Source organism: Pseudonocardia ailaonensis, from assembly GCF_039531635.1.
Lineage (GTDB): Bacteria > Actinomycetota > Actinomycetes > Mycobacteriales > Pseudonocardiaceae > Pseudonocardia > Pseudonocardia ailaonensis.
In genome coordinates this window covers 119,523-138,257 of record NZ_BAAAQK010000019.1, presented here as the reverse complement: position 1 = coordinate 138,257, position 18,735 = coordinate 119,523, and the positions used below count along the sequence as shown (strand labels likewise).

General features: G+C 70.9%; 18 protein-coding genes and 1 pseudogene. 5 read left to right on the top strand and 14 right to left on the bottom strand.

All coding sequences use genetic code 11. The features are described 5' to 3' along the window. Positions 1-60 precede the first annotated feature (60 nt). Positions 61-552 carry a pyridoxamine 5'-phosphate oxidase family protein gene (locus ABD324_RS25700; protein WP_344422267.1) on the top strand — a complete coding sequence of 164 codons (492 nt, stop codon included), beginning with the start codon at positions 61-63 and terminating at the stop codon, positions 550-552. Between the two features lie 16 nt (positions 553-568). On the opposite strand, the gene hppD is transcribed toward ABD324_RS25700, so the two are convergent. Next, complete coding sequence (gene hppD / locus ABD324_RS25695; protein ID WP_344422264.1) at positions 569-1,759, bottom strand: 4-hydroxyphenylpyruvate dioxygenase; 1,191 nt, start codon at positions 1,757-1,759, stop codon at positions 569-571. A 133-nt stretch (positions 1,760-1,892) separates the two neighbouring features. Between hppD and ABD324_RS25690 the strand changes: the two genes are divergently transcribed. Next, positions 1,893-2,381, top strand: a complete 489-nt coding sequence (locus ABD324_RS25690; RefSeq protein ID WP_344422261.1) for an Lrp/AsnC family transcriptional regulator — start codon at positions 1,893-1,895, stop codon at positions 2,379-2,381. An 81-nt stretch (positions 2,382-2,462) separates the two neighbouring features. Here the strand turns inward: ABD324_RS25690 and ABD324_RS25685 are convergent, their stop codons facing one another. Beyond that, the gene (locus ABD324_RS25685; RefSeq protein ID WP_344422259.1) at positions 2,463-3,080 is read right to left on the bottom strand and encodes a carboxymuconolactone decarboxylase family protein; all 618 of its coding nucleotides are present in this window, start codon (positions 3,078-3,080) and stop codon (positions 2,463-2,465) included. A gap of 73 nt (positions 3,081-3,153) precedes the next feature. Further along, positions 3,154-3,525, bottom strand: coding sequence for an MmcQ/YjbR family DNA-binding protein (locus tag ABD324_RS25680; RefSeq protein ID WP_344422256.1), 372 nt, complete (start codon positions 3,523-3,525; stop codon positions 3,154-3,156). Positions 3,526-3,580: 55 nt separating this feature from the next. Between ABD324_RS25680 and ABD324_RS25675 the strand changes: the two genes are divergently transcribed. Beyond that, on the top strand, positions 3,581-3,862 hold the full coding sequence (locus ABD324_RS25675; protein ID WP_344422253.1) for a DUF6191 domain-containing protein: 282 nt from the start codon (positions 3,581-3,583) through the stop codon (positions 3,860-3,862). 36 nt (positions 3,863-3,898) lie between these two features. Here the strand turns inward: ABD324_RS25675 and ABD324_RS25670 are convergent, their stop codons facing one another. The 10 genes and pseudogenes from ABD324_RS25670 to ABD324_RS25625 form a co-directional block, all read right to left on the bottom strand. Next, entirely contained in the window at positions 3,899-4,225 is a 327-nt protein-coding gene (locus ABD324_RS25670; protein WP_344422250.1) for a DUF1905 domain-containing protein, read from the bottom strand. 59 nt (positions 4,226-4,284) lie between these two features. After that, complete coding sequence (locus ABD324_RS25665) at positions 4,285-5,352, bottom strand: zinc metalloprotease (RefSeq protein WP_344422247.1); 1,068 nt, start codon at positions 5,350-5,352, stop codon at positions 4,285-4,287. A 66-nt stretch (positions 5,353-5,418) separates the two neighbouring features. Continuing rightward, the gene (locus tag ABD324_RS25660) at positions 5,419-6,414 is read right to left on the bottom strand and encodes a heme-binding protein (protein ID WP_344422245.1); all 996 of its coding nucleotides are present in this window, start codon (positions 6,412-6,414) and stop codon (positions 5,419-5,421) included. Between the two features lie 179 nt (positions 6,415-6,593). After that, positions 6,594-8,401, bottom strand: a pseudogene (gene gcl / locus ABD324_RS25655) (glyoxylate carboligase). A 9-nt stretch (positions 8,402-8,410) separates the two neighbouring features. Continuing rightward, on the bottom strand, positions 8,411-9,307 hold the full coding sequence (locus ABD324_RS25650; RefSeq protein WP_344422242.1) for an NAD(P)-dependent oxidoreductase: 897 nt from the start codon (positions 9,305-9,307) through the stop codon (positions 8,411-8,413). An 18-nt stretch (positions 9,308-9,325) separates the two neighbouring features. Next, positions 9,326-10,162: a hydroxypyruvate isomerase family protein gene (locus tag ABD324_RS25645; protein ID WP_344422238.1), complete on the bottom strand. Its 837-nt coding sequence runs from the start codon at positions 10,160-10,162 to the stop codon at positions 9,326-9,328. Between the two features lie 37 nt (positions 10,163-10,199). Continuing rightward, positions 10,200-10,964 carry an SDR family NAD(P)-dependent oxidoreductase gene (locus ABD324_RS25640; protein ID WP_344422235.1) on the bottom strand — a complete coding sequence of 255 codons (765 nt, stop codon included), beginning with the start codon at positions 10,962-10,964 and terminating at the stop codon, positions 10,200-10,202. After that, positions 10,957-11,889 carry an NAD-dependent epimerase/dehydratase family protein gene (locus ABD324_RS25635; RefSeq protein WP_344422232.1) on the bottom strand — a complete coding sequence of 311 codons (933 nt, stop codon included), beginning with the start codon at positions 11,887-11,889 and terminating at the stop codon, positions 10,957-10,959. The genes ABD324_RS25640 and ABD324_RS25635 overlap by 8 nt, the downstream gene beginning before the upstream one ends. Positions 11,890-11,930: 41 nt before the next feature. After that, positions 11,931-13,337 (bottom strand): amidohydrolase family protein, encoded by a 1,407-nt coding sequence (locus tag ABD324_RS25630; RefSeq protein WP_344422229.1) that lies wholly within the window; start codon positions 13,335-13,337, stop codon positions 11,931-11,933. Then, positions 13,334-14,656: an MFS transporter gene (locus ABD324_RS25625; RefSeq protein ID WP_344422226.1), complete on the bottom strand. Its 1,323-nt coding sequence runs from the start codon at positions 14,654-14,656 to the stop codon at positions 13,334-13,336. Before ABD324_RS25625 ends, ABD324_RS25630 begins: the two co-directional genes overlap by 4 nt. A 481-nt stretch (positions 14,657-15,137) precedes the next feature. Between ABD324_RS25625 and ABD324_RS25620 the strand changes: the two genes are divergently transcribed. Both ABD324_RS25620 and ABD324_RS25615 read left to right on the top strand, forming a co-directional pair. Then, a complete protein-coding gene (locus tag ABD324_RS25620) occupies positions 15,138-15,890 on the top strand; it encodes a GntR family transcriptional regulator (protein ID WP_344422223.1) in 753 nt (250 codons plus the stop codon). A 1,022-nt stretch (positions 15,891-16,912) separates the two neighbouring features. Then, positions 16,913-17,929 carry a hypothetical protein gene (locus ABD324_RS25615; protein ID WP_344422220.1) on the top strand — a complete coding sequence of 339 codons (1,017 nt, stop codon included), beginning with the start codon at positions 16,913-16,915 and terminating at the stop codon, positions 17,927-17,929. A gap of 4 nt (positions 17,930-17,933) precedes the next feature. On the opposite strand, the gene ABD324_RS25610 is transcribed toward ABD324_RS25615, so the two are convergent. Next, positions 17,934-18,725, bottom strand: a complete 792-nt coding sequence (locus ABD324_RS25610; RefSeq protein ID WP_344422216.1) for an inositol monophosphatase family protein — start codon at positions 18,723-18,725, stop codon at positions 17,934-17,936. Positions 18,726-18,735 lie beyond the last annotated feature (10 nt).

Genomic DNA, 18,735 nt, shown 5'->3' with positions numbered 1-18,735 from the left:
ATCACGTAACGGCGACTTCCCTGACAGCGGATGACAGGGACGTCCGGGACGCTCTCGGGCATGAGCACCTGGTCCGAGTTCGCCACCGAGGCCCCCCGCATCGCCGAGATCTTCCGCCGCCGTCACCGCGCCGCGGGCAACCTGTGCATGCTCGGCACCCTGCGCGAGGACGGTTTCCCGCGGATCAGCCCCATGGAGCCGCGGTTCTTCGAAGACCGGCTGTGGGTCGCCGGGATGCCCGACACCGCCAAGTTCCGCGACCTCCTGCGCGATCCGCGGTTCACCCTCCACACCGCCACCGTCGACACCCAGGTGTCCGACGGCGACGCCAAGATCTGGGGCACCGTCGTCGACGTCCAGGAGCCGCGCCTGCACGAGGGCCTGCTGCAGGACCTCTTCGACGAGACCGGCATGGACCTGCGCGGGCAGGAGATGAAGCCCTGCTTCGAGGCGCTGCCCGTCGGTGCGGCCGCCGTCGAGGTCGGCGACGGCCACATGGACGTGACGGTGTGGAGGGCCGGATCCCCGGAGCGGGTGATCCGGAAGCACTAGCAGTCGCAGCTGTTGCTCAGCTGTTTCCCCGCCGCTCCTGCTCGCGCTCGATCGCCTCGAACAGCGCCTTGAAGTTGCCCTTCCCGAAGCCCAGCGAGCCGTGCCGCTCGATCAGCTCGAAGAACACGGTCGGCCGGTCGCCCAGCGGCGCGGTGAAGATCTGCAGCAGGTAGCCGTCCTCGTCCCGGTCGACGAGGATCCCGCGGCTCTGCAGCTCCTCGATCGGCACGCGGACCTCGCCGATCCGGGCGCGCAGCTCGGGATCGGAGTAGTAGCTGTCCGGGGTCGCGAGGAACTCGACGCCGCGCTCGGCCAGCACGTCGACCGCGTGGCAGATGTCGTCGCAGGCCAGGGCCAGGTGCTGCACGCCGGGGCCGGCGTGGAAGTCGAGGAACTCGTCGATCTGGCTGCGCTTGCGGCCGGGCGCGGGCTCGTTGAGCGGGAACTTCACGCGGTGGTCGCCGCTGGCCACGACCTTGCTCATCAGCGCGGAGTAGTTCGTCGCGATGTCGTCGCCCACGAACTCGGCCATGTTCCGGAAGCCCATCACACGGCCGTAGAAGTCGACCCAGGAGTCCATGCGGCCGAGCTCGACGTTGCCGACGACGTGGTCGAGCGCCTCGAACACAGGCGTGCGCGGCGTGCCCAGCCGCGCGGTGAACCCAGGCAGGTAGGGGCCGGTGTAGCGGGACCGGTCGACGAGGGTGTGCCGGGTCCGGCCGTACGTGGCGATCGCGGCGAGGCGGACCGTCCCGTGCTCGTCGGACACGTCGTGGGGCTCGTCGAGGATCGTCGCCCCCTGCGCGCGGGCGTGCGCGATGCACCGGTCGACGTCCGGGACCTCGAGCGCGACGTCGCTGACCCCGTCGCCGTGTGTGCGGTGGTGGTCGTGCAGCGCGCTCGCCGGGTCGACGCCGCCGCGCACCACGAACCGGACGGCGCCGGCCTGCAGCACGTACGCGCGATGGTCGCGGTTGCCGGTCTCGGGCCCGGAGTAGGCCGTGAGCCGCATGCCGAACACGGTCTGCAGGAACAGCGAGGTCTGGGTGGCGTTGCCGACCGTCCACACGACGGCGTCCCAGCCGGTCACGGGGAAGGGATCGGCGGCGGTGTCGTGCTCGACCAGCCCGATCAACCGGCGCAGGCGCTCGGGATCCAGGTCGGCGGCGCGCTCGGCGGCGGTCAGCTCGTCGATGGAGAGGGTCATGGCGGCCTCCTCGGTCGGTCCGGTGAATGCAGGAGACCTCGTGTGAGCCTGCTGCGCAACCGACCCTCGAGCAGCCGAACTTACTGACCAGATCGGGCAGTTGGTGGCCAGTCCTGCTGTACATTCCGCCCACATGGATGCCCTCGACGTCGACCTGCTGGAAGCCCTCCGTGACCACCCCCGCGTGGGGGTCCTGGAGCTGTCCCGCCTCCTCGGCGTCGCCCGGGGCACGGTCCAGGCCCGCCTCGACCGCCTGGAACGCGACGGCGTCCTCACCGGCCACGGCCCGGACGTCGACCTGGTCGCGGCGGGCTACGGCGTCCACGCCTTCGTCAGCCTGGAGATCGCCCAGGGTGCCCTCGACGAGGTCACCACGGAGCTGGAGGCCCACCCGGCGGTCCTCGAGGCCTACGCGACCACCGGCTCGTCGGACGTCCTCTGCCGCCTCGCCGCGTCGTCGCACGAGGACCTCCAGCGGACCCTCCTCGCCCTGGACCGCTTCCCCATGATCACCCGCTCCACCAGCGTGATCGTGCTGTCCGACGTGGTCGCCCCGAGAACCCTCCCCCTCCTCCGGTCGACCCACCGCGACACGCCCCGCCGCGCCCCCGCCTACCGCTGACCCTCGACCAGCCCATCCCGCCCCGGCCCCCACCTCCCGCGAGTCGGCACTTTCGGTAGGCCGAAACACACGCCTGCGACGTCAGGTGCCCTCCGGCCGGAAGGTACCGAGCGCGATCGCGAGCATCGCGTAGTAGCCGGTGAGCCAGACCAGCGCCGCGAGCGTCGCGTCGCCGAGGACCTCCCGGGCCTCCGCGTAGCGCCCGTCGTCGAGGGTCCCGTCCGCCCGCAGCCGGCGGACCGTCGCGACGGCCAGCGCCTCCCGCTCGTCCAGACCGGGCGGCTCGGCCTCGTCGAGCAGCGCCTGCAGCTGCTCGGCCGTGGCGCCGGCGGCCAGCGCGGCGGGCTCGTGGGCGCTCCACTCGAACCGGGAGTCGGCGGAGGCCGCGACGGCGAGGATCGCCAGCTCCCGCATCCGCGGCGGGAGATCGGGATCGGTCCGCAGCGCCGCCCCCACCTGCTGCACCGCACCCCCGATCCGGGGCGTGAGCAGCATCGGGCCGAACGGACCGCGAAGCCGCCCCTCGTCGTCGGCGAGGGGGACGCGGGTCTGGGCGCGCCGCGGGCCGTCGGCGATCGCGCGGTGCACCGCGGCCTGGTCGGGATCGAGCTCCGCGAGGGTCGGGGCACGGAAGCGGGGCGGGCCGGCCGAGGCCGGGCGGCCGGTCAGACCGGGAAGGTTCGTGACGTCGTCGGGCACGGGTTCAGCGTGCCCCGGCGACGTGACGCGGGCGAGATCGCCGCGTCGGGTAACGCCCGCCGGAATCGGGCGGTCACCCCGATTCCGGGGCTGCGGGGTCCAGGGTTCCCTCGCTGCGCATCCGCCAGGCGTCGAGCAGCAGCTCACCGAGCCGGGCGACGCCCACCTCGGGCAGCCGCAGCATGACGAGCGGGACCCCGTCGTAGCCGGGCGCGGTGAAGAACAGCTCGGGTTCGCCGAGCAGCAGGGCCTGCTTCTCCGCCTCGTCGCCGACGTAGACGACGGCGACGTCGGTCCGGATCGTCCGCCGTTGCCCGGGGATCCGCTCCGGATAGGACCACACGAAACCCCTGCCGCCCACGCGGAAGTCGAACCCGTCGCTCTCGATCTCCACCACGCCCGAGAGCCCCAGCGCGATCCGCCGCACGTCCTCCGCGTCCGCCACGCGGGCAGGTTACCGGGGCTCGACACCGGATCGGGCGGAACGGGATGATGCTCGCATGGGCCTGCTGTTCGCGCTGTCGCTGCCGGGCCTGGTCTGCCTGCTGATCCTGCTCGCGACGATCGAGCGGCTGGGCCGCGGCCGCGGCTCCGGCGGGAGCTCGCCCTTGTCGGCCACCGGGTTCGAGGAGGTCGACGCCGCACTGAACGGCGCCAAGCGCGCCGAGCTCGCCGCCCGGCACTCGCAGTCCCTGCTCGCGGACGACGAGGAGTCCGGCGCCCCGCCCCGCACCACGGTGGATCTCGACGCCGGCGTGGTCCGCTTCCGTCGCCAGACCTGACCCCCGCCACTCGGGTGGCCCGAGCTGCGGCGCGGCTCAGCAGGCCGGGCCGGTCCCGTTGGCCGCCCGCCCGTCCCGCGGCGCGATCGCCACGGCGACGTCCACCGTGTCGTCCTCGCCGATCCCCTCGGCCCTGCGGACCGCGACCTTGAGCGGCAGCACGTAGCCACCGTCCTTGGGCAGCAACGAGGTCTCCCACTCGGTGCCGCCGATCCGCGCCCGCACCGGGATCGCGCCCCAGCCGTACGAGGCGGCCGCGGCCTCGGCCCGCACGAGATCGCACCCCTCCTCGGGCAGGCGCAGCCAGTAGAACGGGGCCGGCCCCCGCCATTCCCAGACGTCGGCGCTGAACTCGAGATCCACGCCGGTCACCGTACGACGGCCTGCCTGACGGGCGGCCCGGGCACGAGCCGCCCGCCGGATCAGCTGTACTGCACCGACGTCGTCCCGGACGTGCCCGGATGCACGACCCGCAGCCGCGCGACGTAGGTCCGGCCGGCGAACAGCTTGTGCTCGATCGCCGCGTGCCGGTCCTGCGCGCTGTCGTCGTCACCGGACAGGTAGCGCGGCTCGCCGTCGATCATCTCGAACAGCAGGAGCAACGCGTCCGAGGCCCCGGTCGTCTCGATCCGGTACTTGCGGGACTCCTCGGGCTTCAGCACGAAGTCCGCCTGCTCCCCCGCCGCGAGCCTGGCCGGCGCCGCCTGGAAGGAGTCGAGCCGCTTGGGCTCGGCCGCCGCCCCCGGATACCACTTCACGGCCCACTCCTTGTCCGCCGCGGAGAGCGTTCCGGGCGGGGTCAGGCCCCGGACGTCGAACTCCTCGGGGAGGTCGATCAGGCCGGGCCCGAACTCGTACTCCATGATCGAGTCCTTGTCCCACGTCGAGCCCTGCACCTGGCTCGGCGGGAGCTTCGCCAGGATGTTGTGGAACGTGGTGTCGCGGGTCCAGTTGTTCGGCGGCCCGCCGAGCTCCGCGTAGACCGCCTCCTCGTGCCAGACGATGCCGGCGTTGGGGTTCTGGTGCTCGTGCTCCATGCCCAGGACGTGCCCGAGCTCGTGCAGCGCGGTCCCGTGCCCGTAGGGCGTGGTCAGGTCCCAGCCGTACACGGTGGTCGGTTCGGTCACCGGGACCATCAGGATCTCCCGGCCGACGTTGGACGCGGAGCTCCCGTCGGCGAGCGAGAACCCGATCCGGACCTCGGCCTCCGCGAGCTTCGGCACCTCGACGAAGTCCAGCCCGATGCCCACCCCCTTCCACTCGGCGAACGCGGCCCGCACCGCGTCGGCCTGCTTCTTCGGGATCGCGTAGTGCCCCTTGGTGAAGAAGCTGTAGTGCAGGACGGTCCGGTTGGCCCACTTGCCCTTCGCCCCGATGATCGCGGCCGCGCGGCCCGGATCGCCCGCCACCGCGGCGGGCAGCTGCGGCACCGGACGATGAATGTTGCCGCACAACGGTTTCCCGCCGGCGTCCTTCGACGTGCGCGCCATCACGCGCCCCCTCTCTCGGTGTGCGCGGCCGAGCACCCGTGACGGCACGGGCACCCGGCCGGCGGATCAGAAGTCCGGGTCCGCCACGGCCTCGTCGGAGATCTTCTCCAGGGTGTTGATGCTGACGTGCGGCCACTCGATCCGGCCGGGCATCCCGTCCTTGCGGCCGAAGAACTCCAGCACCACGATCTGCAGGTACTGCAGCTGCAGCGGCTTGTTCGGGCGCTCCTCGATCCAGAAGAACGAGCGCATGGTCGCCGCGTTCGCCTGCTTGACCACGAACGGGATGTTGCTGATCCCGCCGACGACGTCCGTGCTGGCGAACTCGAGCTGGGTCGTGCGGGTGATCTCCTCACCCTGGATCGCCAGCTCCAGCAGGGCCTGCGCCCCGACCGGGCTGAACCCGGGGAAGCCGGCCGCGGCGACCGTCCCCTTGAAGGGGTTGGTGATGAAGAAGTCGTAGGGCGCCAGGTACTTCTCCCGCTCGCTCGGGTCGGTCGGCGCACCGATCGGCCGGGCGTCGATGAACGGGATCGTGGGCGGGCCGTCGACCTGGGTGGCGTTGCCCAGCGCGGTGACCGAGTCGCCGTGCGGGATGGTGGCGAGCCGCGCGATGGTGGGCCCGCCGTCGGTGTGGTTGAGCAGGTCCAGGAACAGGCCGGGCTCGTGGTGGATGCCGGCGGGCGGGTTCACGGCGCCGCGCAGGTCGCTGGCCGGCTCGTCCTCCACCGCGACCTGTTTGATCAGCTGCTCGTAGTCCAGGGCCACCAGCTTCTGGTCGGGATCCGGCCCGCCGATCCCGCGGTTCGGGACCCCCTTGTCGACCAGCGAGAAGGTGAGCTGCTCGTTGTACTGGTTCATCAGGAGCCGGAAACCGCTGTCCCCCTGCGCGAACGGCAGGGCGATGAGGTTCCAGCCGGTGCCCTTGCCGCTCCAGGTGCCCGGCAGGTCCTGGAAGCTGCCGAGCAGCGGATCGCCCGGCTGCGCGAGGGCGAACGAACGTTCCTGGCTGTCGACGCGCTGCAGGCGCGCGGCGCGCGGCATCGGTTGCGGGTTGTTCACGGCGACGTCTCCTCGGTGGGAACGGACTCACGTGCACTGCGACCCGGTCTGTCGGGACCCGGGCACGCCGGACACACAGGGGAGGGTCCGGCCCCCCGGATCAGGCTGCTCCGGCCGGGGGACGGCAGTACGCAGAACCCGCACTTGACACCGCGGAGTGCGTCAGGGGACGGCCGCGATCAGCCCATGAGGGGGCCCAGCGCCGTCGGCGCGTGCCAGGGCTCCTCGGCCAGCTCCTCGTACTCGGTGACCGCGTCGATGTCCGACCCGCCCATCGCGATGTTCGTGACCCGCTCGAGCACGACCTCGACCACCACCGGGACCTTGTGCTCGCGGGCGAGCACGCTCGCCCGTCTCAGGGTGGGGGCGATCTCCTCGGGATCGGTCACCCGCAGTCCGAGGCACCCGAGTCCCTCCGCGACGACCACGTGGTCCACTCCGTACCCCTTGGGCGCCGGCACCTCGACGTCGGGATCGTCCCGGGTGTTGATGTTGTCGAAACCCAGCTGCACGTGGAAGTCCATCTCGAAGGCGCGCTGGGCCTGGCGGATCAGGCCGAGGTAGGAGTTGTTCACCAGCACGTGCACGTACGGGAGCTGGAACTGCGCACCGGCGGCGAGCTCCTCCATCATGAACTGGAAGTCGTAGTCGCCGGAGAGGGCGACCACCGGGTTCTCCCGGTCCGCCGTGACCGCGCCGAGGGCGGCCGGGATGGTCCAGCCGAGCGGGCCCGCCTGCCCGCAGTTGATCCAGTGCCGGGGCCGGTACACGTGCAGGAACTGGGCGGCGGCGATCTGCGACAGCCCGATCGTCGTCACGTAGCGGGTCTCGGGGCCGAAGACCCGGTTCATCTCCTCGTACACGCGCTGCGGCTTGATCGGCACGTCGGTGAAGTGCGTCCGGCGCAGGAGCGTCGCCTTGCGTCGGCGGCACTGGTCGGCCCACTCGCGGCGGTCGGGCAGGGTCCCTGCCGCTCTGCGCTCGCCGGCCGCGACCAGCAGCATCTCCAGCGCCGCACCCGCGTCGGACACGATCCCGTAGTCCGGGGCGAACACCCGGCCGATCTGGGTCGGTTCGATGTCGATGTGCACGAAGGTCCGGTCGCCCCGGTACGTCTCGAGCGAGCCGGTGTGCCGGTTCGCCCAGCGGTTGCCGATGCCCAGCACCGCGTCGGAGGCCAGGAAGGTCGCGTTGCCGTACCGGTGGGAGGTCTGCAGACCGACCATCCCGGCCGCGAGGGGATGGTCGTCCGGGATGGATCCCCAGCCCATCAGGGTCGGGACCACCGGGACACCGAGAAGCTCGGCGAGCTCGACGAGCGCGTCGGACGCATCGGCGTTGATGATGCCGCCGCCCGCCACGATGAGCGGCCGCTCGCCGGCGCACAGCAGGTCGAGAGCCTTGCGGGCCTGTTCGATGCTCGCGGCGGGGCGGTGGACCGGAAGGGGCCGGTAGGTCTGCGGGTCGAACTCGATCTCGGTCAGCTGGACGTCGAGCGGCAGATCGATGAGGACCGGCCCCGGACGGCCGGACCGCATGAGGTGGAAGGCCTGCGCGAACGCGCCTGGCACCTGCGCGGCCTCCAGCACGGTCATCGCCATCTTGGTGACCGGCTTCGCGATCGAGGCGATGTCGACCGCCTGGAAGTCCTCCTTGTGCAGGCGGGCGACCGGGTGGCCTGACCGGTGACGGCCAGGATCGGGGTCGAGTCCGCGGCGGCGGAGTAGAGCCCGGTGATCATGTCGGTCCCGGCCGGGCCCGAGGTCCCGACGCAGACCCCGATGTTGCCCGCCTTCGACCGGGTGTACCCCTCGGCCATGTGGGCGGCGCCCTCGACGTGGCGGGCGAGCACGTGGGCGATCCCGCCGTGCGCCCGCATGGCGGCGTAGAACGGGTTGATCGCGGCTCCGGGGACGCCGAAGGTCTGCATCGCCCCTTCGAGCTCGAGGATCCGGACGGCGGCGTCGGCGGCGCGCATCCTGGGCATTCGGTCCTCCTACGGGGTCGGGTCCCACGGGCTGCGCCCGGCGAGCCGGGCGATGGTGCGGTAGAGCGCGGAATGGTCGAGCGAGCCGTCGCCGGCCGCTCGGGTGGCCGCCACGAGCTGGGCGACGATCCCACCGACCGCGAGGGGGACCTCCGCCTCCCGCGCGGCCGCGGTGACGATGCCGAGGTCCTTGTGGTGCAGGTCGATCCGGAACCCGGGACCGAAGTCCCGGGTGAGCATCTTCGCCGCCTTCTGGGTCAGCACGGCGGAGCCCGCGAGGCCGCCGCCGAGCACCTCGACGGCGGCGGGCAGGTCCGCGCCGTGCGCCTCCAGGAACACCAGCGCCTCGGCGAGCAGCGCGATGTTCCCCGCGACGATCAGCTGGTTGGCGGCCTTGACCGTCTGGCCGGCGCCGCTCGGGCCGACGTGCACGACGGTGCTGCCCACCGTCTCCAGCACGGGCCGGGCGGCCTCCACGTCCTCCGCCGCGCCCCCGACCATGATCGACAGGCTGGCGGCCTCCGCCCCGGCCTGGCCTCCCGAGACCGGCGCGTCGACCAGCCGCAGGCCCCGGTCGACGGCCCGGGCGTGCAGCTCGGTCGTGACGTCGGGCCGGATCGTCGAGAAGTCGATCACGAGGCTGCCCGGGGCCGCGTGGGCGAACACGCCGTCCTCCCCGGTCAGCACCCGGGTCACGTCCGGGGAGTCCGGCAGCATCAGCGCGACGACGTCGGCCTCCCGCACCGCGTCGGCGATCGAGTCCGCGGCCCGGCCGCCGGCCTCGACCAGCGGCCCGGTCTTCTCCGGCGAGCGGTTGTACCCGGCCACGGCGTGCCCGGCGCGGGCGAGGTGGACGGCCATGGGGCTGCCCATGATCCCCAGGCCGATGAAGCCGATGGTGGTCATCGTGTCCTCCAGCGGTGGTCAGGCCCGGTCCGCGACGCGGTGCAGCCAGGCGAAGGGATCCGCGGTGACGGGCCTGTACTCCAGGCCCACGAGTCCCGCGTACCCACGCCCGGCCAGCCCTTCCAGCCACGTCTGCAGCGGGAGCTCCCCCGTGCCCGGCTCGCCGCGGCCCGGGGCGTCGGCGATCTGCACGTGCCCGACCCGGTCGGTGCTCGTGTCGAGCACGGCGTCGACGTCGTCCCCGTTGGTCGCGAGGTGGTAGAGGTCCGCGAGCAGCCGCAGCGACTCCACGCCGTGCTCCTCGCGCACCCGGTCGACGACGGCGAGCGCCTGGGCCGCCGTCCGGAGGGGATAGCGGTCCACGCCGCTGAGCGGCTCGATGAGCAGGGTCGCGCCGATGGCGGCCACGGCCTCCCCCGCGAACGCGAGGTTCTCCGTGGCGAGCGCGTCCTGGTCGGCGGGCTCCACCCCGTCGAGGCGGTTGCCGTACAGCGCGTTGAAGCCCACGACGCCCAGCCGGGCGCCGATCGCGACCGCCACCGCGACGCCGTCGCGGAACTCCGCGGACCGGGACGGGTCCGACAGGATGCCGCGTTCGCCCGCCGGCATGTCGCCCGCCGGCAGGTTCAGGCCGGTGAGCTCCACGCCCGCGTCGAGCACGGCCGAGGTGAACCCCGCGACCTCCGCCTCGTCGGGGACGGTCAGGTCGAAGGGCCACCAGAACTCGACGGCGTCGAAGCCGGCGGCCCGGGCGGCCGCGGGCCGGTCGAGCAGCGGCAGGTCGGGGAACAGGATCGAGCAGTTCGCCGTGAGCCGTAGCGCGGCGGCGCTGCCCGGGAGTCGTGGTCGCGTCATCGAGTCGCCTCCTGGGGTGTGCACGCGAGTGGTCGCCTCAGAGCAGAACATCGCCGCCGTTGGGCGACAAGGTCTGCCCGACGTAGTTGGAGCCGGCCTCGGACGCCAGCAGCAGTGCGGTGGGGGCGATCTCCTCGACCTGACCGACACGCCCCAGGGGCAGCGAGGCCTTCTTGTCCCGCAGCCAGCCGTCGCTGTGCCCGTTGAGCAGGGCGGTGTCGACGGGGCCCGGGGCGATCCCGTTCACCAGGACGCCGAACGGGGCCGCCTCCAGGGCCAGCGCGCGGGTCAGGCCGACCACCCCGGCCTTCGACGCGCAGTAGTGCGCCAGCCCGACGCCACCCTTGTAGGCCAGCTGCGAGGAGATGGTGATGATGCGCCCGGCGCCGCGCTGCCGCATCGGCTCGTAGAAGGCGCGGGCCACGAGGTAGGTCCCGCGCAGGTTGACCCCGACCACCCGGTCCCACTCCCCCGGGTCGATCTCGGTGAAGGGCAGGTCCCCGCCGCCGACCCCGGCGGAGGTGACGACGATGTCGACGTGCCCGACCGTCTCGGCGGCCCAGGCGGCGAGCGCGTCCACCTCCGCGACGTCGGCCACGTCGCAGGAGCGCGAGACCACCCGGCCGGTCCCGTCGGGGTCGAGCCGGGCGCACAGCGCCGCCGCGTTCGCGTCGTCGTCGCGGTGACAGAACGCCACAGTGGCCCCGTGCTGCACGAACAGCTCCACGATGCCGGCGCCGATGCCCCGGCTCCCGCCGGTCACCACGGCGGTCCGGCCGCTGAGGTCGAAGGGATCAGCCACGACGCTCCTCCTCGCCCTGCAGCCACGCGGCGTACGCCTCGAGGCCCTCCGCAAGGGTCCATTTCGGACGGTAGCCGAGCTCGGACGCCGCCCGCTCGGTCGACAGCGGGCCCTGCCGGTCGGGGTCGTCGGGATCGGGGCCCTCGCCCAGCTGCACGTCGACACCGGGGACGACGTCCGCCGCCGCGTCGGCCACCCCGCGCATCGTGAGGTAGGAGCCCCCGCCGATGTTGTAGACCCGGCTCGGGACGGTCTCGGCGTCCCAGGCGAGCACGAGGGCGTCGGCGGCGTCGTCGACGTACAGGTACTGGCGGGGGAAGTCGCGGCCGAACGGCAGCTCCGTGCGTCTGCCGTCCCGCGCGTCCTCCAGCACGGTCCGCACGAAGCAGGCGGTCCGCCGGCCCGGGCCGTACACCGTCCCGATGCGCAGCGCCACACCGTCGACGCCGTGCTGGGCGGCGTAGGCGAGCATGAGCGCCTCGCCGGCGACCTTGCTGGCCGCGTAGACGCTCGTGGGGTTCGTCGCCATCGTCTCCGTCACCGCCGCCGCGTCGGTCGGCCCGTAGACGGTGAGGGACGAACAGATCACGACGCGGCGCAGGCCGTGGAGGCGTGCCGCCTCGAGCAGGTTCGCCGTCCCGTCCACGTTGACGTCGACGATGGTCCGGGGCGCACCGCGGGCGACCATCGGCCCGGAGATCGCTCCACAGTGGATGACACCGGTCACGCCCTCCCGGGCGATCAGCGTCTCGACGACGGCCGCGTCGGTGACGTCGCACCCGATCACGTCCTCGAGGCCCGGGGCGACGTCGGTGGCGACGACCTGGGTGCCGCGGCCGCGGAGCCGGTGGACCACCGCCCGGCCGAGCAGCCCGGCGGCGCCGGTGACCAGGACGGTGTCGGGCGATGCAGGCTGTGTGGTCATGACCTTCCTCGTTGTCTCCGGTCCGGCGGGGCCGCGGGACCTCAGGTGAGCAGGGCGTCGTCCAGGGGATGGGTCTCGAGGAAGCGGCCGACCGGTCCGGGATCGTGGAACCCGTCCTGGTCGAGGACCACCCGCCCGCCGGCGACCACGTGAGCGGGCCAGCCGGCCAGGGCGAGGCCCTGGTAGGGGGTGTAGTCGGTGGCCATGTGGAGGTCCGCGGCCTCGGTCGTGCGGAAGGCCGCGGGGTCGACGGTGTAGAGGTCCGCGTCGGCACCCGGGCCGATCCAGCCCTTGGCGTGCAGCCCGTTGAGCCGCGCCGCGTTGGTCGAGGTCAGTGCCACGAAGCGTTCGAGCGAGACCCCGGCACCGCTCACCAGCGCCGTGAAGGCCGCCGGGATCCGCGTCTCGACGCCCGGCAGCCCGTTCGGCATGTGCCGCACGTCGTGGCGGGTGGCGCTCTTCTGCTCGAGGGTGAAGCAGCAGTGGTCCGAGCCGATGGTGTCGACGTCGCCGACGACCGCCGCGGTGACCAGGCCGGTCCGGCTCCGCTCCGGCCGCAGGGGCGGGCAGCACACGTAGCCCTCGGCATTCGGCTTGGTGTACACCGACTCGTCGAGCAGCAGGTAGTGCGGGCAGGTCTCGGTGTAGGCGCGGAGCCCTTCGCGGCGGGCCGCGCGGACCTGGGCCACGGCCTCGGGGGTCGACTGGTGGACGAAGTAGACCGGCGCGGACAGGTGCTGCGCCGTGGCCAGGACCTGCGCCACGGCCGCGTTCTCCGCCAGCTCCGGCCGGGTCTCGGCCAGGTGGGACGCGTCGATCCGGCCCTTCTCGGCGCAGAGGGCCAGCGCGTCCTCGATCACGTGGTCGGCCTCGGCGTGGACGTACCCCATCCCGCCGAGGCGGTGCAGGGTGCGCAGGACCTCCAGCACGACCTCCGGCTCGACCATCCGCTCACCGCGGTACGTCGTGAACATCTTGATGGTCCGGATGCCCATCGCGCCGAGCTCGCCGATCTGCTCCACCAGATCCGGGTCCCACCGGACCAGGCCCCCGTGCAACGCGTGGTCGGTGCGTGCCACGGCGCCCTCCGCGAGCCGCCGCCGGGCACACTCGACCGACGTCTCCCGATCCCCCTCCGGGATGGCGAAGTTCACCACGGTGGTCGTCCCGCCGTGCAGCGCGGCGATCGTGGCGCTCGCGTAGTCGTCCTGGCCCGCGTGGTCGCCCACGATCTCCCCGATGTGACAGTGCGGGTCGACCCCTCCGGGCAGCACGAACCGACCCCCGGCATCGACCTCCCGGCGGGCGGCCGGGACCGGCGCCGCGGGATCGAGCAGGGCCGTGACCCGGCCCTCGTGCACCACGACCGTGGCCGGCTGACGGTGCGAGGCGTTGACGACGACGCCGTTCGTGACGACGAGATCGACCGGTGCGTCCTGGGTGGTCATCGGAGCTCCTTCCCGCTGCTGCGCAGCGACCGATCGGCGGGGGCGGCGGCGGTTCGCTGCCGGCGCAGCTCCCGGTCGTCGGCGCCGAACCTCATGCACACCGCGGACACGGCGAGGAAGATCGAGCCGGCCACGATCGCCGACCAGGACATCGACACGCCGAACGCCAGCATCGCGGCGAGGATGCCGGAACCGAAGATGCTGCCGACGGGGGCCAGGGCGTGCGCGAGGTTCGCCCCGCTCCCCCGGGCCTCCTCCGGGAACGACTCGCCCATGTAGAACAGCAGGGCGGCGTACGGGCCGAGCTGGAAGAACAGGAACAGGGAGTAGGCGACGAACACGAACGGCTCGTTGGCCGGGCCGAGCAGCAGCACCACACTGAGCACCGCCCCGATCGCCCAGCTGCGGACGATCGTGTTGCGCCGGCCGAACCGGTCGCCCAGCCAGCCGTGGACGACGTACCCGACGAACGCCGCGACGTTGGACACCACGAGGATCACCAGGCTCCGCTCGAGCGGGATCCCCTTGGCCTCGATGAGCACGGTCGTGCCCAGGACCGTCAGCACCTGGTTCCCGAACCAGTTGAACAGCCACGCCCCGCACATCGCGAGGGTGTGCCGGCGCAGGTGCGGCGCGAAGAGGATCCGCAGCTCGGCGGTGAGCCTGCGCTTCTCCTTCGGCGCCTCGGCCGGAGCTGCCTGGGCGCGCCGGGACTCCGGCAGCCTCAGGGCGAACGGGATGATGATCAGGGTGGCGAGCGCGGCGACCCCGAAGGACCAGCGCCAGCCGACGAGCGGCAGCGTGACGGCACAGACACCCGCCCCGAGCAGGGCGCCGATCGGCCAGCCGCTCTGGACGAGGCTGTAGATCAGACCGCGCCGCCTGATCTTCTCGAGCATCTCGCTGAGGTAGACCGCGTTGACGACCTCCTCGGCCAGCGACAGCCCGGAGAGCGAGCGGATCACGATCAGGCTGAGCGCCCCCATGGCCAGGCCGGTGAGCCCGGACACGAGCGTCCCGCCGATCATCAGGATGATCAGCGCCCGCTTGCGGCCCAACCGGTCGATGAGCGGGCCGGGGACGAGCGAGACGAGGAAGATCCCGACCTGGCAGATCGTGTTGACGGTCGCGGCCTCGGCACTCGACCACCCGAAGTCCGCGGCGATGGCCGGGAGCAGGGTGCCGAACAGCGTGAAGTCGTACACGGACATGATCCAGGCCAGACCGCAGATCACACAGACGAAGGCGATGGTGCGGCGGCTGTGGTCCGGCGGCGGCGCGACTGCCCCGTCCTGCGCGGGAACGGCTTCTCCGGTCATTGGTGTCCTCCGAGCCGATCAGTGCCAGCGCCGGGTGCACGTTCTGACAGCTCTGGCGAAACCTGAATTCCGATGTCATCGGTCGGCGATGCCCGGGTACGCGATTAACGCGTACGTCCGTGCTGCTGCCCGGCCTGGTCCTGCGGACAGCCCATCCGCCTGCCTCCACCGCTGCCGACCCGCCCGCCGCGAAGAGACGGTCCGCCTGCCACATGGGGGGCGTCGGTCGATGAGGTGGCGCAACGGTTGCACGCTCCCCGCGCACCTGTCAACAAGTATCAGAGCGATTGTTAACAAGAATCTCGCGGAGGGCAGGCCTCTGACCAGGCACGATGCCGAGCGCCGACCAGCTCCGACTACTTTCGGCAGCGTCCACGGCCGCGCCGCCGAGCGGGCGGATGTGGTATCCCTCTGTGCAGCGACGACACACTTCCCGCGCTCGGCCGCGGGGAGCACGGTCCGGCAGAAAGCGGGTACGACGGTGGGCAGCGCGATAGCTGCGGCCGGTCAGGGCGCGGCGGCCTTCGGCCGCGACCTCCCGGGCGACCAGATCTACACGCGGATCCGCGAGGCGATCCTGCGCAACCGCCTCGGGCCGGGCACGAAGCTCGCCGAGGTGAAGCTGTGCGACATCTTCGGCGTGAACCGCGAGGTGGTGCGGCGCGTCCTGATCAGGCTCGCGTCCGACGGGATCGTGGACTACTACCCGAAGCGCGGCGCCTTCGTCGCCAGCCCGACCCCCGAGCAGGTCGCCCACGTGCGGGACGCCCGCATCGCGATCGAGACGTTCCTGGTGGCCGACCTCGCCGGCCGGGCCACCGAGGAGGGTCTGCGCTCGCTCGACGAGATCGCCGAGCGACAGGTGGAGGCCCAGCGGGTCGGCGACCGGGACATCGCCGTCGAGCTCTCCGGCGCCTTCCACGTCCGGCTCGCGGAGATGGGGGGCAATCCGCTCTGCACCAAGTACCTGCTGGAGCTCACCGCCCTGACCTGCCTGGCCATCGTCAAGTTCGGGGTCGACCCGAACAAGGGCTGCCTGCACCAGGACCACTTCGCCGTGACCGCGGCCCTGCGCCGGGGCGAAGGAGCGGAGGCCGCCGAGGTCATGCGCACCCACCTGGGCGGGGTCCACACGGCCGTCCTGGAACAGAGCCGCCGCACCCCCCGCAGCTGGGACCTGTCGGGGATCCTCACCGACCCCCCGGACGCCACGGACCAACTCCGGCAGGGGTGAGCCGCGGACGATCCAGTGGGACGATCACGCCCGGTCATCCGGGTGAGTTCGCCGCGAGTCACCGGCCAGGTGCTCAGCAAGACGCCCGCAACGGAGTTCGACCGCGCCGGCGTCCCGGCGAGGCAGATCGCGGATCAGCTCACGCACGCGAAAGCGACGTTCGCCGGTGAGCCTCGGAACTGGGAGTGTGGCTCCTCCGACTGGACTCGAACCAGTAACCCTGCGATCCAGGATCAAGACCTGCGACAAACTGCCACTGGCGCCGGAAAGCTGTCATGACATGCCGGAACGTCTCCGCGACACCTGCGGCTGTCTGCTGCCGTTGGTGAGCTCGTGTGGCGGTTAGCGGGAGGTAAGCGGTGCCCGCCAGCGGACTTCCCGGCCCTGGTCGCTCCTCCCCCATCCTCGTCGTCCCCGCTGCCTCATGGACCGCGCCGGGTGGGTCAACCCTGGAACAGCTCGACGCCGGCCCCGGCCCCCGATCGGATCAGGCAGCTCGCCTCGAGGTCCGGGCCGGGGCCGGCGTCGAGATGCGCGCAGCGGGGTTGATGCGCCCGGTGCGGTCTATGACGCTGGCTGCGGACGAGGATGCCCCGCACTCGCCCCGGGGTCCTTCAACGTCTCAGCTCGGTCCGCGGTTGGGCACTGCCCGGGCGCGCCGGCCCGGGAGCGGAGCGGCAAGGGCCGAGCGCGCATAGAGGGCAGTGCCCCGGCCCGCCAGGGCCGGGGCTTGAAGACGTACAGAAGGTTCTCCCCGGGTCGAACTCCGGACTTGCCTTGCCCCAGCCGCTGGTGTCACAGAGCCAGACTGGGTGTTGCCAGAAGTACCGCCTAGCGCGCATTTTCGGCGCCTCGGCGCTCGCCAGTACGACGTCACCCTAAAGTGGAGTAACGTGCGATGGCCCGCCCACTTCAGCTGGAGATCCGCAACAGTGCGCATTCGAATTCTAGCAATCTCCGCAGTAATTGTGGTAGCGGGATGTACAACGCCCACAACTAGTGCACCGCCACTCTCGCAACAGGTGAGTGCCGCAGCCGGCGGCACGGTGCTGTCACCGGACGGCGTGCGCGTGGTTGTTCCGCCAGGGACGTTGGCACAGGACGGGAAAGTCGAGATTACGGGGGTTGCACAAGACGAGTACGAGGTCCACATTACGTCCGCATGGAACGGATTGGTGGAGGTCGGGCTTCCAGACAGCTCTAGTAGCGCATCAGCGAGCAACCTCTTCGCGCATCAAGTCAATGGCGAATGGCGAATCGAAGAATCCAGCTACATCGACGGTCGAGTTGTTGCGAATCTATCGTCCCTGTCTCCGGTCAAACTACTGAAGTGCGTTACAAGCGCCACCGGCGGTTTGCCTGGTATCGCGAAGTGCCTACTAAAAGAAGGTATTAAGAGTCTACCCAAGTCGATTGCCCGGAAGATTGGCTTCAAGATTGCTGACAACTTCCTGTGCGGAGATGTGTTCGATATTCAGTCTTACATTGGCGATGGCTCCTGCAAGGTGGGCGATCCCCCCAACTGGCAGCAGTATGTGACCACCTCGAAGGCGCCGCCTGCCGCACCACAGCCGAGTGCGCCAGCACCAAACCCCGCACCGGCGCCAAACCCTGCACCAGCCCCCAATCCGGCACCGAAACCTGCGCCAAACCCGAACCCCGCGCCTCCCGCTGCGCCAGTCACAGCTAAGATCACCGTGTCAAACAAGATCACTGCTGGCGCGACCGGAACGACCGAGGACTCGACCCCGGCGTACCTCTCGACCGCGATGAAGCCCTTCTGTAAACGAGACGGCTGCGCGGTCGCCAACACTGATATGAGCAGCGGCGTAGTTCTAACAGCAACATGTCATTCCAACGGCGCGAGCATGACAAATGGAAACGACAACGCGAACGCTACAGCCGATGACAATAATCCCGAACGGATTACCAGTTCTCTCTGGTATCGCGCAAGCAATGCGAGCGGAGCAACGGGCTGGATCTCCGAGGTATACATCTCGCCAAATGACCGCGGAGGCAAGGCGCTACCGACTTGTTGACCCCTTAGAGGTCATCAAGGAGAGGCAGTAGCGCCGCCATTATTCCTGGCGCAACAGCGACGACCGATTCTGAGTGCAGACCGTGCGGCCGACCGTGCCGATCTACAACATTGGCTCCGCTTTCGCGTGCAATGAGGACCCCAGCAGCGGTATCCCATGGATTGTTTGAGAGCATAACGCTCGCCCCGATGCGGCCCTCTGCAACCCAAACAAGGTCAATTGCAGCTGACCCAAACATGCGGACTCGCTCGACGTTCTCCGCAAGCCGCTGGGTGATACGAATCCTGTCGGCATTCTTTTCAACTGAGCCAACACCTACCGCGTAGTCGCCAACGGCTACTACTGCCGATCCTAGGCTTTGAAGGGGAGCTGGCGAAACCTGCTGCGACCCCCTAAAGGCTCCACCGCCAGCAACAGCCGAGTAGTGAAGATCCAAGAATGGGACATCCACGACTCCCAGGACAGGTCTGCTACCGCTGATCAACGCAAGAGATACAGCGCACAATGGAAGACCGTGCATAAAGTTTACTGTGCCGTCAATCGGATCGAGTGCCCAGGTGAACTCGGCGTCGGACCGTCCTGAATGTCCACCTTCCTCTCCGAGAAACGCTACATCGGGTGCCATCGCTCGGAGATACCTACGAACCTCATCCTCAACGGCGTAGTCAACCTCGGTGGCAGGATCGCGGTCGCCCTTCATCACGACCCGCCCGGGCGCGCGCTCCCGGATCATTCGTGCGGCTCGGTCGACTGCCTCGGTTGCGATCGGCAGCAGCTCGGCGAGAGTGGGCGGCACCCGCCCAGTC

Bases quoted from the DNA above. Each gene is read 5' to 3' on its own strand.
- ABD324_RS25700 (WP_344422267.1), top strand. From the start codon at position 61: ATGAGCACCTGGTCCGAGTTCGCCACCGAGGCCCCCCGCATCGCCGAG.
- hppD (WP_344422264.1), bottom strand. From the start codon at position 1,759: ATGACCCTCTCCATCGACGAGCTGACCGCCGCCGAGCGCGCCGCCGAC.
- ABD324_RS25690 (WP_344422261.1), top strand. From the start codon at position 1,893: ATGGATGCCCTCGACGTCGACCTGCTGGAAGCCCTCCGTGACCACCCC.
- ABD324_RS25675 (WP_344422253.1), top strand. From the start codon at position 3,581: ATGGGCCTGCTGTTCGCGCTGTCGCTGCCGGGCCTGGTCTGCCTGCTG.
- ABD324_RS25665 (WP_344422247.1), bottom strand. From the start codon at position 5,352: ATGGCGCGCACGTCGAAGGACGCCGGCGGGAAACCGTTGTGCGGCAAC.
- ABD324_RS25650 (WP_344422242.1), bottom strand. From the start codon at position 9,307: ATGACCACCATCGGCTTCATCGGCCTGGGGATCATGGGCAGCCCCATG.
- ABD324_RS25645 (WP_344422238.1), bottom strand. From the start codon at position 10,162: ATGACGCGACCACGACTCCCGGGCAGCGCCGCCGCGCTACGGCTCACG.
- ABD324_RS25635 (WP_344422232.1), bottom strand. From the start codon at position 11,889: ATGACCACACAGCCTGCATCGCCCGACACCGTCCTGGTCACCGGCGCC.
- ABD324_RS25630 (WP_344422229.1), bottom strand. From the start codon at position 13,337: ATGACCACCCAGGACGCACCGGTCGATCTCGTCGTCACGAACGGCGTC.
- ABD324_RS25625 (WP_344422226.1), bottom strand. From the start codon at position 14,656: ATGACCGGAGAAGCCGTTCCCGCGCAGGACGGGGCAGTCGCGCCGCCG.